The 14,572-nt window shown below is 45.6% G+C and carries 17 protein-coding genes and 1 pseudogene; 16 read left to right on the top strand and 2 right to left on the bottom strand.

Annotated features, from left to right (window positions below):
* Positions 1-207 precede the first annotated feature (207 nt).
* A pseudogene (locus M3202_RS11230) lies at positions 208-496 on the bottom strand (hypothetical protein); the annotation flags it as partial.
* Between the two features lie 250 nt (positions 497-746).
* Here M3202_RS11230 and fliW point away from each other — a divergent pair.
* From fliW to fliT, 15 genes are all read left to right on the top strand, one after another.
* Positions 747-1,187, top strand: a complete 441-nt coding sequence (gene fliW / locus M3202_RS11225) for a flagellar assembly protein FliW (RefSeq protein WP_251223427.1) — start codon at positions 747-749, stop codon at positions 1,185-1,187.
* On the top strand, positions 1,188-1,421 hold the full coding sequence (gene csrA, locus M3202_RS11220; RefSeq protein WP_251223426.1) for a carbon storage regulator CsrA: 234 nt from the start codon (positions 1,188-1,190) through the stop codon (positions 1,419-1,421).
* 466 nt (positions 1,422-1,887) lie between these two features.
* The gene (locus M3202_RS11215) at positions 1,888-2,259 is read left to right on the top strand and encodes a hypothetical protein (protein ID WP_251223425.1); all 372 of its coding nucleotides are present in this window, start codon (positions 1,888-1,890) and stop codon (positions 2,257-2,259) included.
* Between the two features lie 415 nt (positions 2,260-2,674).
* A complete protein-coding gene (locus tag M3202_RS11210) occupies positions 2,675-2,986 on the top strand; it encodes a hypothetical protein (RefSeq protein ID WP_251223424.1) in 312 nt (103 codons plus the stop codon).
* A gap of 276 nt (positions 2,987-3,262) precedes the next feature.
* Positions 3,263-5,098 carry a flagellin N-terminal helical domain-containing protein gene (locus M3202_RS22360; protein WP_285890409.1) on the top strand — a complete coding sequence of 612 codons (1,836 nt, stop codon included), beginning with the start codon at positions 3,263-3,265 and terminating at the stop codon, positions 5,096-5,098.
* A 245-nt stretch (positions 5,099-5,343) separates the two neighbouring features.
* Positions 5,344-6,735 carry a VWA domain-containing protein gene (locus tag M3202_RS11195; protein WP_251223423.1) on the top strand — a complete coding sequence of 464 codons (1,392 nt, stop codon included), beginning with the start codon at positions 5,344-5,346 and terminating at the stop codon, positions 6,733-6,735.
* Between the two features lie 176 nt (positions 6,736-6,911).
* Positions 6,912-7,745 (top strand): flagellin N-terminal helical domain-containing protein, encoded by an 834-nt coding sequence (locus tag M3202_RS11190; RefSeq protein ID WP_251223422.1) that lies wholly within the window; start codon positions 6,912-6,914, stop codon positions 7,743-7,745.
* Between the two features lie 151 nt (positions 7,746-7,896).
* Positions 7,897-8,139 carry a hypothetical protein gene (locus M3202_RS11185; protein ID WP_251223421.1) on the top strand — a complete coding sequence of 81 codons (243 nt, stop codon included), beginning with the start codon at positions 7,897-7,899 and terminating at the stop codon, positions 8,137-8,139.
* Positions 8,140-8,201: 62 nt separating this feature from the next.
* A complete protein-coding gene (locus M3202_RS11180; protein WP_251223420.1) occupies positions 8,202-8,582 on the top strand; it encodes a DUF8042 domain-containing protein in 381 nt (126 codons plus the stop codon).
* Between the two features lie 31 nt (positions 8,583-8,613).
* Positions 8,614-8,841: a hypothetical protein gene (locus M3202_RS11175; protein WP_251223419.1), complete on the top strand. Its 228-nt coding sequence runs from the start codon at positions 8,614-8,616 to the stop codon at positions 8,839-8,841.
* Between the two features lie 18 nt (positions 8,842-8,859).
* Entirely contained in the window at positions 8,860-9,060 is a 201-nt protein-coding gene (locus M3202_RS11170) for a YjfB family protein (protein WP_251223418.1), read from the top strand.
* A 129-nt stretch (positions 9,061-9,189) separates the two neighbouring features.
* Positions 9,190-9,555 (top strand): flagellar protein FlaG, encoded by a 366-nt coding sequence (locus M3202_RS11165; RefSeq protein ID WP_251223417.1) that lies wholly within the window; start codon positions 9,190-9,192, stop codon positions 9,553-9,555.
* A 33-nt stretch (positions 9,556-9,588) separates the two neighbouring features.
* A complete protein-coding gene (gene fliD, locus M3202_RS11160; protein ID WP_251223416.1) occupies positions 9,589-11,622 on the top strand; it encodes a flagellar filament capping protein FliD in 2,034 nt (677 codons plus the stop codon).
* Between the two features lie 89 nt (positions 11,623-11,711).
* The gene (gene fliS, locus M3202_RS11155) at positions 11,712-12,113 is read left to right on the top strand and encodes a flagellar export chaperone FliS (RefSeq protein WP_251223435.1); all 402 of its coding nucleotides are present in this window, start codon (positions 11,712-11,714) and stop codon (positions 12,111-12,113) included.
* Positions 12,113-12,475 carry a flagellar protein FliT gene (fliT, locus tag M3202_RS11150; RefSeq protein WP_251223415.1) on the top strand — a complete coding sequence of 121 codons (363 nt, stop codon included), beginning with the start codon at positions 12,113-12,115 and terminating at the stop codon, positions 12,473-12,475. Before fliS ends, fliT begins: the two co-directional genes overlap by 1 nt.
* A gap of 367 nt (positions 12,476-12,842) precedes the next feature.
* Here the strand turns inward: fliT and M3202_RS11145 are convergent, their stop codons facing one another.
* A complete protein-coding gene (locus M3202_RS11145) occupies positions 12,843-13,733 on the bottom strand; it encodes a DUF6612 family protein (RefSeq protein ID WP_251223414.1) in 891 nt (296 codons plus the stop codon).
* Between the two features lie 575 nt (positions 13,734-14,308).
* On the opposite strand from M3202_RS11145, the gene M3202_RS11140 reads away from it, so the two are divergent.
* Positions 14,309-14,506, top strand: coding sequence for a cold shock domain-containing protein (locus M3202_RS11140; RefSeq protein ID WP_035345405.1), 198 nt, complete (start codon positions 14,309-14,311; stop codon positions 14,504-14,506).
* The last annotated feature ends 66 nt before the right edge of the window (positions 14,507-14,572 follow it).

The following is a 14,572-nucleotide window of genomic DNA, read 5'->3' as shown; positions in this document are numbered from 1 at the left end:
AGGCTTTCTTGTCGTATAATAGGCATAGGGAGTCTTCCTCCAGTCTGTAGTTTTGTTTCGTCACTTAACTCATTCGACTTTTGGGGAGGTACTCCTTTTTTCGTGCCTTGAAAACCTTGCGAGACTAAGGGTTCAAATTATGAAATTGACTCAGATAAGCAAGGATAAAATTTTCGAGATGATTCGAGGGGTCAATGGCTTCGCGTGCTACGCGTAAGGAAAGCCGTTTTTGCATTTGGTGTTCCTCCAGTGCCATGTCGCCAGTTTTTTCAGATTTATGGCAGCAAAAGCAAGCATCGTCTGCATGGAATTTTTTTCGAGCCCCTTCAGCTTAGACCAACGCGTCCTGCCAGATGTGGCGTAAGACCAGCTTCTTATGGTCTTTGTTTTTGGTGCATTGGGAAAGCACTGGACAGTTTTGTCACATACTTGGATTGGAGCTGTACTCACGGTAACCCATTAGAAAAAGAGGACGGGATGGGAGGGCCGACTCCTGCAGGAGGGAAGGGTAGGTTGAAATCCACCGGCGCAACTGGTTAGGTCAACGCCCGCCTGCGGAAAGCGTGCCCCCGTCCCGGTAGCGAGGTTGAAGAGTAAACCCTGACTACTAAACAAAAAAGCCTCTGTGCGGCTTTCTTAATAGATCTAGCTATACCTTTAGCTTGTTTGAAAAAGGAAAAGGTCAACCTTTTCAGGCAAGTCCATGCTACAATCATGGAAGAATATATTGTGAGGTGTGGGGGAGTATGAAAATTGAAACGAAATATCAAGGGATTGTGGAGGTCGCCGAAGACCGCTTCATTACATTTGAAAAAGGTCTTCCCGCTTTCGAAGAGGAAACTTCTTTTGTCCTCCTCCCTTTTGAAGAGAATACACCGTTTTATGTGCTGCAGTCGACGAAAAGCGCCAATGTCGCTTTTATTGTCGTTAATCCGTTTGACTATGTCGCCCAGTATGAAGTGAAGCTCACCGATTCGACGATTGAACAGCTCGAGATCGTGAAGCAGGAGGATGTCGCGATTTTTGTCATGCTGACGATTCGCGAGCCGTTCGCAGAAACGACCGCCAATCTTCAAGGGCCTGTTGTCATCAACGCCGCCAAGCAAAAAGGCAAGCAAATTTTAATGAACGAAACGAACTACCAGACGAAGCATGCGATTTTCGCTGCGGCAAAGGGGGCGAAGTAAATGCTCGTGCTCTCACGCAAGCTAAAGGAAGCGATTCAAATCGGCGATGACATCGAAATCACCATCCTGGCGATTGATGGCGACCAGGTCAAACTCGGTATCCAGGCGCCGAGACATGTCGACATCCACCGAAAAGAGATTTATGTCGCGATCCAAACCGAAAACAGCGAAGCCGCCAAAACCGTCTCGATCGACGGCTTGAAAGGTTTCTTAAAGGAACACCCGAACAATTGAGAGGGGCAGAAGGAACGTCATTCCGTTATTTCGCTTCCAGGGCCCTTATCGTTGGTGTATAGGGAACCTCATTCCGCTATTGTCGGTTACAAGGTGGTTGAACCGCTTGTTTTTGCCTAGTAACGGAATCTCGTTCCTATTGTTGTACAGATGAGCGTTAAAATAGAAGAATAACGGAATCTAGTTCCTCTCGATAGCTTCTCCAAGAAGGGAGTATAGGCGGTGCAGAGCCATCCTTGAATTTCGGCCAGAATCTAATTTCCGTATAAAATGGTTGTTTTTTTATCTTTTGCCCAGCCTATAGGTCAAAGCTAGTTTTTTCGCAAGTTTCCCTGTTTCTGCCTTCGCGTTTGACCTATTACCGAACTGTTTTGCCCTGTCCGCTCACGATTTGTCCCAGTGACGCCTGTTCGCCTTTACAAGGACAAGCCTTCAGCCTAGACTTTTGATGAAAGGGTGAAAGCCAATGGAATGTGAAAGCGAAGTTCTCACGTTATTGAAGCAAATGAACAAGCGGCTGGAGAGACTGGTAGGACATGTCCAGAGTATAGACCTAAAGGTACAAAATTTCGACACACGCTTTGATGAACAGGAGCGTTCCTTCAAACAAACGATCAAACAGGCAATTGAGGAGAGTGAGCAACGGATAAATGCCCAATTTGACCGACAGGAGCAGCTTCTCCAGCAGCTCTCTGAGGAAATCGCGATCGCGAGCCGCAAAGTAAGAGAAGCAACGGAAAGACACACAAGGAACTTCGATCGCTCCTTCCAAAAAAATCTGTTGATCAAACGCGAGCTCGCCCGGCTAAACAGGGAAATCCAATCTTCCTATTATTGATGAGAAACTGGAGAGTCGCTGTTGAAACGAGTTTTCTGATTAGATAAATTCTTAAATAAAGAGGGAAACGATGAACCTTCAAAAAGTAAGATTGTATATTGAAGCATTGGGAATCAGCTTTATTATTACGAGTGTTTTCTATATGATTCCATTAGAAATCTATCTAGCTGGAGAGCCCAGATTAATGACGGTTTTTACTACATTATTTTTAAGTTATGTAACCTATAATTACAATCAATTATTCCATGAGTTATGGGATAGATGGTTTGGGAAGAAGTGATAGATTTATTCCAATCAATCCCCTGTTAGCAGGCCGTGGTGTCCCTGTTCAGTTAACATTCTTCCCAATGATGCCTGTTCGCCTTTACAGGAACAGACATTCGATATAGACTTAACCTAAAGGAGGTGAAAGCAAATGGAAAGCGAACTTTTCACGTTAGTCAAGCAAATGAACAAGCAGCTTCAAAATCTCGACAAGCGCTTTGATGAACAGGAGCGTTCCTTCAAACAGGCAATTGAGGAAAGTGAACAGCGCACAAATGTTAAATTCGAGCAACTGATCAAGATGACGGCGAAAAACTCGGAAGACATCGTTGCCCTGCGCCTCGAAATGAAAGAACGAACGGACAAGCTGGAGCTAGCCAGTTACCGCCACAAAACCGACATTGACCTCCTCTTTCAAGAAACCCTGTCAAACAAACGCGACATCGCCCAATTGAAAAACTAATCATAAAACTCCCCGTTTAGTCTTCTGTCGAATCGAAAATGGGGAGTTTTGTACGTAAGAAAAACCTCCTACATAACCGCCAACTGTTATCCAGACATAAATCAGACAAAAAAAGATAAAAAAATCCGAAAAACCATTTAACATTAGAGCCAACCTGTCGATATAACGAGTGTAAGCATCCTTTTGGCTCGGGCGGCCGACCAAACCAGAAGGAGTTGCTGACTAATCTATCTGGCCTACAAGGACGTGGGCGACACTTCAAGGAGGAAGTATATTATGATTATTAACAACAACATCCCAGCTTTAAACACGTACCGTCAAATGGGTATCAACCAAGGCGGCGCACAAAAGGCAATGGAAAAACTATCTTCAGGTCTTCGCATTAACCGTGCAGGAGATGACGCTGCAGGTCTAGCAATCTCTGAAAAAATGCGTGCACAAATCCGCGGCTTGGATCAAGCATCTCGTAACTCTCAAGATGGTATCTCTATGATCCAAACAGCTGAAGGTGCTCTTCAAGAAACACAAAACATCCTTCAACGTATGCGTGAACTTGCGACTCAAGCCTCAAACGATACAAATGTTGAAGTTGACCGTAACGAAATTCAGAAGGAAATCAATCAGCTAACCTCTGAAATCAACCGTATCGGTAACACAACTGAGTTCAACACTCGCAGACTATTAAATGGTGACTTGTCTTCTTCATATGAAGTAGCTCCTGAATCAACAACAGATGCAATTACAGTAGATGTAACGAAGGCAATTACTCAAACTGTTATTGTTGGCGAAGAGCCGGTGTCTTGGTCTGATGCTGATTCTCAAGTTGATTTTGATATTTCTTTTACAGGACCTGCGGCGAACGGGTTTGATTGGTCAACTTTAAATACTGACGAAACAAATGAACTATCAATTACAAGAACAGCTGACGGTTTCACACTATCTTTTGCGGGTCAAGATAGCGCTGCAGAAACTTTAGTAATTAATGCTGAAGCACTTGCCTACGATGCTGAGAATGACACATATACATTTGATAACCATGGAATTTCATTCTCGTTTACAGGTGAAGATGTTGAAAATTGGGCAGAAGGTGAATCTGTTACAATTGATTTAAATAAAGTTGACAATGCAAGTGGTGATGTTACTGGGGGAGTTAACACCATTGCCGAAGCGCAAGACTGGACAACGAATACAATTGCTGACCCTACTACAGAAACTGGTGCAGCTTTGACTAACTTTGAAGTTAATGGTGATTCTGCGGAATTACTTGCAGATGTTGCACAAGTCCATGTGGCGTGGGATAGTGCTGGTGGTGAGCTTTTGGTTGATTTCCGAGATGTTGACGGTAATTCTATTTCATCAAACACACTTTCTTGGGATGGAACCACAGCAATTTCATATAGCTCAAATGGAGTCTCATTTGACTTAGATGCCAATGACGCTACTGCTATCGAAGGGACATTCTCATTAGAAACAGCTACGACAACAGTGACAGTTACTCCAGAGGAAACTACAGCTGCCCAATTTGAAGATCGTTCACTATCTTTCCAAATTGGTGCGAATCAAAACCAGGCACTTAAACTAGCAATTAATGATATGCGTTCAGAATCTCTTGGAGTCAGTTCGACTGGAGCTGCAACTCAATGGGTTGAGATTTCTAGAGGTCATGAGTCATTAATTGAGGCTGGCACAATGATTACTGGTGATGATGCTGTTGCAGAAGGCTTAGATGCAGATAAATTTTATGTTCAAGCAACTTTCACATCTGGTAATGATGTGACAGACGGTACGAATGCTGCAGGAGTGGAACGTGGTTTATCCATGGAGAGCCACGAATCAGCTGCAGCTGCAGTTACAATTATAAATGATGCAATTGAACGTGTATCAGCAGAACGCTCTATGCTTGGGGCAACTCAAAATCGTCTAGAGCATACAATTTCTAACTTGAACAACTCTGCAGAGAACCTGCAAGCTGCTGAATCTCGTATTCGTGACGTGGATATGGCGCGTGAGATTATGAACATGACGAAGAACAACATCTTGGCTCAAGCTTCTCAAGCGATGCTTGCGCAAGCGAACCAAGCGCCGCAAGCGGTTCTTCAATTACTTGGATAATAGCATTTTCTTTTCAAAAGACTCTGGCGATGCCAGGGTCTTTTTTCTCGTGCTCAAGGGTGAAAAAAGATCGGGAGGTCTGGTCTATTTTCCTAGTTCGACAGGGTGAGTGGAACATTATCCCTAGTGCTCATTATTCAATTTTCTCGGACAGTAGGCAGAAATGTAATAATAGTTTGAATAGTTGTGGAGGTGGTGGTAAATTAGGATTTGGTTGTAAAGGATGGGAACGGGAGGATGAGGAGATGGAGAGGATACTGAGGTGGAAAGGGTGGTTGCTGCCGCTTTTTAGTTTGGCACTTTTACTTGGCTGTTCGGCAAATGATGAGGTGGAAGGCGAAGCGGATACGGAAGGGGAATTGGTCAAAGCAACGGCTGAAGAGGAAAGGGAGTTGGAGCCTGTGCCGGTTGCGGCGAATGTTGAACGTTTCCAGCATTCTGAGCCAGACATGCTCATGCGGGCTGAGCCGGGTATGTATCATGGCGACCAGTATGACGAGGAAATCGTGCTGGACGCTTTGAAGGCTGCGGTAGAAGAAGGGATTGAGGGGGAAGAGCTTTTTTATGTTCTCCTCGATTTAGTGGCGGAGGATTATCGACAGTATCAGGATTATTTTGATCAAGTTGAAATTACGAGGCTGGACGTGACAGACCGCCCTGGTGAAATGGAGCTGGATGTTGAAGAGGGGGAAGCGCGTATACCGCAAGCGAATGTTCAGGTGCTGTTTGATTCGAGCAGAAGTATGACGGGAACGGTCGATGGCGCTGTGAAAATGGAATTGGCGAAGGAAGCGGTGGAAGATTTTCTGGCGCAGATGCCGGACAACACGCATGTTTCCCTGCGTGTATACGGCCATAAAGGAGATAATACAGCGGAAGGGTATGCGGAGTCTTGCGCGGGTACGGAGCTGATGTATCCATTCAGTCCGTTTGAAGAAGACGCATTTTTAGAGGCGCTCGATCAGTTTGCGCCAACCGGATTTACCCCGATCGCCGCTTCGATTGAAGCGGCGAAAGAAGATTTGTTGGCCGCGGGCGGGGAACAAATTGAAAGTATTATTTATATTGTCAGTGACGGAGAAGAAACATGTGAAGGTGATCCGGTTCAGGCGGCGAGAGAGTTGCATGAAAGTGAGATAAACGCAGTTGTGAACATTATCGGTTTTGATGTGGCGAATGAAGAGCAGGAAGCGCTAATGGAGATAGCCGAGGCGGGTGGTGGTGAATATTTTTCAGCGGATTCAGCAAATCAATTAAAAGAAATTCTCCGCCAACGTCGAAATGAGCTGATTAGCGAATGGCGCGAGTGGCAAAATGAAAATCTCTCCGAAAGTAGAGTGAGGCAGCAAGAGATAGTCGGAGAGTCGAGGGAACTGCAGATGGAGATGACCGAACTGACGAGAACAGAACAAGAAAGAATGGTTACGCTCTCTCGGCAATTAGAGGATGAGCTTGATATGAATATGCTGCAGCTGCGCAATGCCGCGAACAGCCGCGCTCTTGCTTTGCGAAATTACATGACAAGCACGTCGCTGCAAATCAGAAACGAAGCCGTGTCGACCGGCCTGTCGGAAAGAAATGAAGTGCTGCAAGAGGGATTAAACGAAAGACATAAGCTGTATAGAGGAGAGGAGTGAAAAAAATAAAGGAGTGAACGGACATTTTTTAGTTAGGCTATCTTAAAGGGAACGAGACCCTTTTACGATAGCCTATTTTTTTAATCTAAAATTCTCCTTTTTGTAAAAAGCGAACGGGAAAAAGCCGATACATACAAAAAAGAGGTGTCAGGCCTGTTGAAAGGAGAATCCGAACGATGATTATTCGCCACAATGGAATGGCGTTAACCGCCTATCGTCATTATCAGCAAAACAGCTTTTTGCTGCAGCGTTCAATGGAGCGCCTTTCTTCAGGTCAGCGGATCAATCGGGTGGCCGATGATCCGGCGGGTCTGGCCATTTCAGAAAAAATGCGCGCGCAAATCCGTGGCTTGGAGCAGGCGGCCCGGAATGCGCGCGACGGAATTTCCGTTTTGCAAACAGCGGAGGGGGCGCTTGCCGAGACACAGGCGATTTTGCAACGGATGCGGGAGCTGGCTGTGCAGGCGGCAAATGACACGAACACAGACAGTGAGCGCGAGGCGATTGCAAAAGAGCTTCAACAGCTGCGTGAGGCGATTGATTCGATTGGGAACTCGACGGAGTTCAATACGAGAAAGCTGCTTGATGGCTCTGGTGATGGCGAGAAGGTCTCACTTTCTTTGCAAATTGGCGCCAATAGCGGTCAAAGCATGCAGATCGAGTTTAACGATATGCGGGCGGGTGCTCTCGGGCTGGATGAAGAAGATGCCCTGGACGTGTCGACGCATGAAAAAGCGGAAGCGGTGATCGGGAGGCTGGAGAGCGCCTTGCGTCAAGTTTCATCAGAGCGTTCCCGAATCGGCGCCTATCAAAATCGGCTTGAGCATACGATTTCCAATTTGACGAATACGGCGGAGAATCTGCAGGCCGCTGAATCACGCATTCGCGATGTTGACATTGCCAAAGAGATGATGGAATATACGAAGCGGTCGCTTCTTGCCCAAGTCTCGCTGGCGATGATGGCCCAGGCCAATCAGCAGGCGCAAATGGTGTTGCGCTTGCTTCAGTAGACGTAAAGGAATGTTCAATGAAGAAAGAGGTCGTCTGAAAAAGGGCTCCCATTTCCCTTTAGACGACCTTTTTCTCATTTTACGCATTGATAGAGACCGTTTCTAAACGGGTATATAGTAATAAGGGGAGTTTATTACAAGGGAGGCGAGTATGAATAAACGAAATGAAGAACAACTAAGTTTTTTGAAAGAACAGTTGGAATGGAGTAAGCGCCAAACCTGGTTATTGGAAGAAATAGAGATGAAACTGCGCGCGATGAAAAAAATCGCAGAATATGCGTTGGAAGCCGATTTATCGGAGGAAGAGGCAAATCTGCTTAACCGGGAAATTACGGAATGCCAGCAGGAAGTGAAAGCGTTGCAGAAACAGCTTTCTCCTGATTATGTGCATTAATAGCCGCTCATTAAACAAAAGGGGATCGATTGCCGATATAATGGAAGAGGAACTTTGATGAAATGGGTGATCGGATGGAGCGCTATATCGATGTAATGAAGCAGGCACTGGCTGTCATGGAAACAATGGAGGAAGGGTTGGCTCATATTGCGACACAATTGCATGAAGGGCGTGTTGAGCAGTCCCTCCCTTTATTTGAAGATGTCATGACGGCTTATGCTGTGCTGGAGCGGTCGCTTTTCCCTGTATTTACTGAATTAAAGAGCGACGCGGAAAAAGGTGAGCTGATCAAGCTGCGCCAAAGCTTGGAAATGATCCTGACCGGCTACGAAGAGCAGGAATACGGACGGGTAAAAGAGGTGATTCAGTTCACCGCCCTGCCGAAAGTGAAGCAAGTGAAGAGTGGGCTGGAGCAATTGTTCTCTCCGTTTTTAGTTTCTTAAAATAGATAGAATGAATAGGAGGGGCGCCTGGATGGAGGAGCGCTTTTGTCCTGAGTGTGGACATGTCAAGGAGGAGTGGACGCTTCCTTTTTGTCATGCCTGTTACAAGCAGTTTCGCCTGGAGATTAATCAGGTGAAGGAGCTGCTGAAGAAGCAGCCGACACTTTCTGTTATGGACATTGCACGGGAAACCGGGTTGAGCGTGCGGCGCCTGAAACAGATGCTGGAATTTGGTTCTTTTCAGCGTCCTGATTATTGAACAAAAGGAGGTGTTACAATGGATATTGCTTTACTGTCTATGGCGATGAGTCAAGGACAAGTACAGCAGCAGGCCAGCATGGCGGTGATGAAGAAGGCGCTCGGTAATGCGGAGCAGCAGGGAGAGGCGTTGCAGAAGCTGATGGGTTCGGCCGATGCCGCTGCGATCCAGCATGCCGCCCAGCCGCATCTTGGTGGTTCAATTGATCTGAAATTATAGCAAAGCGACCTTCAAAGGGGGATGTCAACCTTTGGAGGTCTTTTTTATGGAGAAATGGTGAATCACTGCTAAACGAATGTGGTACACCCGCCGATATAAAAGATAACAGAATCTGCGGAGGTGCCACGTATGGACGTGAAAAGTGCTTCATCTCAAGGGTTGTCGAATGTCTTTCAGTCAAGTAAAAGTGATTCAGCTTCAAAGGAATCACCTTCCACGATCATTGAAAAAGGAATTGCATTTGCGAAAGAACAGTTTAAGGAAGAGGTCACAAAAGATCGGCTTCAAAAGCAGGCGGACAGCATGAATCAGCTTCTGGAAACGAATATGACAGCATTGAAATTTAACATACATGAAGATTTGAACCGGACTTATGTCCAGGTGGTGAATAGGGAGACTGATGAAATCGTGAAAGAAATCCCGCCGGAGAAGTTCCTTGATATGGTCGCCTCCATGCTGAAACAGGCCGGCCTAATTGTTGATGAACGAGTTTAATAAAGAAAGAAGTATGGAAAGGAGAGCGAAACAGTGAGAATTTCAGGTATGGCAACAGGAATGGATATTGAACAGATCGTAAAGGATCTAATGAGAGCGGAACGGATGCCGGTTAACAAAATGATGCAGGACCGCCAGACGATCCAATGGAAAATGGAGGACTACCGTGAAATCAACCGAAAGCTCGATACATTCCGAAACAACACGTTTGACTCGGTTATCCGTCAATCGAACATGCTGGCGAAAATCGTCACCAGCTCAAACGAAAGCAAAGTAACCGCGACCGCCGCAGCGAATCCGGGAAATGTTTCGTTGCGAATTAGTAACATCCAACAACTGGCAAAAGCAGCGTCTTATAACAGTACAGATAAAATTTCTGGAGGTGAGTCTAAGGTTAACCCGACAGCCACATTAGGCTCACAAACGTTTGCAGGTGAAGCGGCAGAAGGAGAAGCAAAGTTTGAGTGGCAGTCAGGGATTGTCCATCGTGAGAATGTTCGTCAGTCCACAGCCTCTGATACGGTTGACCTAGGGAAAGAAAATATTGTAAACCCAGAGGATATGGTTGTTAAAGTCAATGGAAAGGTCTATGATGTTGTGCTTAATGGAGAGGACCTAAATGAGAATTCTGTGCTGCTTGATGCAGAGAGTGGAACTTTACGGTTTGAGGAGCCTTTAGCTGCTGGAACGACCGTGCAAACAGTTTATATGACAGATAATGAAACTGAGGAATTCACTCTGGAAACAGGAAGAGCGACTTTTCAGGTTCAAAAGGGCGGGCTTGATGCAGCTTCTCTTTCCATTACAGCTGGTTCTACAACATATTCTGGTGCAGATATTATTACTGACCCTGAAGAATGGGGCGATGGACAAGAAGGTAAGGTGTTTGTCAACCTTGATACAGGGCAGATCAGGTTTAATGAAGAGCAGACGGATGTTTCAGTCACCTATGCGCAAAGCTATGCTACTGCAGGGATTTCTGCCTATAATGAAAAAGGTGAAGAAGTACGCGATAAATTTGTCTTTACAGCAAATCAGTCATTAAATACCGTCTTTACCGAACTTAGTCGTTCTCAAGTCGGAGTAAATGGGTTTTACGACGAGCATTCTGATAAAGTAAACATGACCCGGACGGAGACGGGGGTGTTTAACGAAAACGGAGATGAGATGACTTTTACTGGTTTTTTTGCTAGTGCTCTAAAGCTGGATGGTACACAGGAGAGCGGCGCGCAAAATGCAGTATTTGAACTCAATGGCTTAGAAACGGAACGACGCTCCAACACGTTTACTGTTTCCGGAATGACGATTACGTTAAAAGATACAGCGCCTGATGAAGAAATTACGCTTGGCGTTTCAACCGATACGGATAAAGTGTTTGATACGATCAAAGGCTTTATCGATGAATACAATGAGCTGATTGATTTTGTAAATGGCAAGATGACGGAGGAGCGCTATCGTGATTATAAGCCATTGACGGATGAAGAAAAAGAAGCGCTGTCCGAGAAGGAAATCGAACAGTGGGAAGAGCGTGCCCGCAGCGGTTTGCTTCGTAATGATCAGGCATTGCGCACGCCGTTTGATCAAATGCGTGTCGATATGTACAGCTCGGTTTCGGGGGAGCTGGCTACCCAATTTAACCATTTGTCGGCGATCGGGATTACGACGACCAATGATTATATGGCCAGAGGAAAGCTGGAAATTGATGAAGACAAGCTTCGTGCTGCGATTGAAAGCGACGCAGAAGGGGTTTTCCAGCTGTTTGCGGCGGACGGAGACAGCTTTGAAGAAAAAGGGATTGCCAGACGTGTACGTGACACGCTCGATGGGGCGATTTCCTCGTTGGCCGAGCGTGCCGGTGGTTTCCGCGGGTTAGTACAGAACCATCAGTTTACGCTTGGACGTAATTTGAATGATATTAATGACCGGATTTCAAATTTTGAACGTCGCCTGCAGCAGGTGGAAGAGCGTTACTGGCGGCAATTTAACGCCATGGAAGCAGCGGTTCAACGAGCGAACCAGCAGGCAGAATCGCTCTTTGCCCAGCTATATGGAAATCAGGGACAATAATAAGGAATTATTTGCATCAATAGACTGTTATCGGCAATTATTTATAGTATAATAGTCTTAGAGTATGAGCCAAAAGGAAGGGTGACATGATGGCTGCAACACATATGCAAGCTGCTTACAAACAAAACGCAATGAAGACTGCATCTCCTGGCGAGCTGACATTAATGCTTTATAACGGCTGCTTAAAGTTTATCAAGCAGGCGAAACAGGCAATGGAAGCGCAAGAGATTGAGAAGCGCAATGAAGCGATGACAAAGGCCCAGAACATTATCCGTGAGTTGATGGTAACGTTAAAGACAGACTCCGAACTAGGTCAGAATATGATGAGAATGTATGATTTCATTCTCAATCGTATGGTCGAAGCCAATATTAAAAACGATGTTGTCATGTTGGAAGAAGCGGAGGAGCTTGTAATCGAGTTTCGCGATACGTGGAAGCAGGTTATTGCGGCTGACCGTCAGCAGCGTCACGGTGCGGGTGGTCAAGCCTAATGTCTGTCATCAAGACGTTATATCTCCAGACAGAGGCACTTTTTTCCTTTGTGAACGACCCTTTTCCGAAAAAAGATGAGGAGCGCGAAGCCTTTTTAGCCGAGCTTGATCAAAGGCTGGACGAACGAGAGAAGCTGATCGCGCAGGTCGACCGGTCGAGCTTAAATGAAGCAGAGCAGAAGCTTGGCGCCGAACTGATTAAATTAAATAAACGTTTAATGAATCGGCTGGAGCAGCTAAAACAGGAGATTCGCATGAATCTAACCGAGCTACAAACGAAAAAAGCAACCAACCGAAAATACGAAAACCCATACGAAGGCCCCGGCTCAGACGGGATTTTCTTCGATAAACGTGGAGTGTAAGAACAGAATCCCCAGGCCCGGTGTTGGCCTGGGGATTCTGTTCGAAACAGGAGCGGAGCCGCCGCCAGGTTTGAAAATCAGGATGAAACGGTTTTTCTCATCCTGATTGGCGGCGAGAGAAGCGGCTGTAAGAGAGTAAAAATCAAATCCCCAGGCCCGGTGTTGGCCTGGGGATTCTGTTCGAAACAGGCGCGTTACGCGGCTGGCTGAAAGAAGCCTGTTTTGAAGCATAAAAAAACAAGGCAGTGGCTCCGTTCTGCGCAAATCCCATCCCGAACTCGGTATCGGAGTTTAAAACCATGCGCTGAACTCGCACACTGCTTTGAGCTTAAGCAAAAAAGGAAAAAACAACCGTTTTGCTTAAGCTCTATCCCACTTCCTCAAATTCTGTGTATTCGAGGTTGAATTCTTCGGCGGCATCGAGCACTTCGGCTGGAATGTCGATGCTTTCTATTTCATTGAAGCGGCTGAAGCTGGCCGAAGTTGTTGTTTGCATGGGGAGAGCTTCTCCTTCCAATGTAAGGGAGAAGTCCATTGACATGTCCATTTGTGTCTGGTAGAACGTTTCTTTATCAATAAGAAGCGTGTAATCAAGCGCTTCAATTGTAGCCAGGTTAGCCATTGAATCAAGCGTATTGGCAAATTCTTCATTGACCAGGCCGTTTAATTCCTCGGCGAAGCTCGGTAAAGCCGAGGCCGCTCCTTCGACATGGATGCGGTAATGCTTCGCTTCCTCTTCTATGGTGAGATGATCGGCGTATTTCAGTAACAGTTCAAGCTGCTCGGTTGGCTCGATTTTTCTTGTTTGCAGCTCTGATACGTTTTGCGCTAATTCGTCGGGATATGTAAACCAGGCATTTTCCATCGCATCACGGAAGTAAATTTCATTGTCCACGAGATACATTTCGGTTTCAATTTCCCCCATTTCAGGCACGTCCACAATCATCTTCTGGTAAGTGGCTAACGGTTTCTGAATGAAGTCCATGACCATTTCTGAGTCAGAAGTAAAGGTTTCTCCGTCGGGGAATTGCATCGTCTGCTGCATTTGCAATTCGGAGCTGATGCTCTTAACTGCCGTCATCACATCAACCGACCGAAGCAGAACCTCTTCAACAGAAAGAGCGGTTTCCTCTTCCTCTTCATGTATCTCCTGCTCGGGATTCGCCGGGGCATCGGAATCAGTATCGGCCGGTTCGCCGCACGCTGTCAAGAGCAGAACAGCAGAAACCCCGATACATACTCTTTTCCAAGCTATCATTCCAGTGGCCTCCCTTCTTATTCCATCATCTCTCTTACTTTACCAAACTTTTACGAATGATTATAGTAGGCAAAAGCTACGAAATCCAAAAAGGCACCCCTCCTGCTTTCTGGCGCCAAAGAGAGTGTGCCTTTTTCTTATTATGCGTGAAGGCGGGGAAAAAAGCCCTCATGGGGAACGAGGGGCTTCACACATTATAAAACCAGCCATGCTAATATGGGTGAGGAAAGGGTAAGTATTATGAGCATGGACTAGTGGAAGGGGCCATCCTAAACTCTATTGCATATTGCAAATTTGTCTATATATGTAAACCTTTATTACCATTCTAATGGGAAAAATGTCAGAAAACAAGGAAAAATTTAGATTATTCCAAAAAATAATCATTTTTGATAAGAAAGTAGGATATTCAAGGCGGAAAGTGAAGCGTTTTCAATTTTTTTAATCCATTCGTCAAAATATTTCAATTTCTCCTGAAAGTTCGACAGGATAAGCGTTTGACATTGATTATAAGCACTGCTATAGTAAAAGTGTGGAAATTATCCACAGTATTTTAGTTACGAAGGGAATGTGAAAGCATGCAAGGAAAAGTAAAATGGTTTAACGCAGAAAAAGGTTTCGGTTTTATCGAGCGCGAAGATGGGGACGACGTATTCGTTCACTTCTCTGCTATCAATGCTGAAGGATTCAAGTCTTTAGACGAAGGTCAAGATGTTGAATTTGAAATTGTTGAAGGTGCTCGCGGACCTCAAGCTGCGAACGTTGTTAAGCTTTAATTCACATTCCTGGGTAGGAAAATGAATCATAGCTATAACTATTCAAACCCGCTTCTTTCTTAAATA

This window comes from Halalkalibacter oceani (assembly GCF_023715605.1).
GTDB lineage: Bacteria > Bacillota > Bacilli > Bacillales > Bacillaceae_D > Halalkalibacter > Halalkalibacter oceani.
The sequence above is the reverse complement of the archived record's forward strand: the minus strand, read 5'-3'. Positions and strand labels throughout refer to the sequence as shown.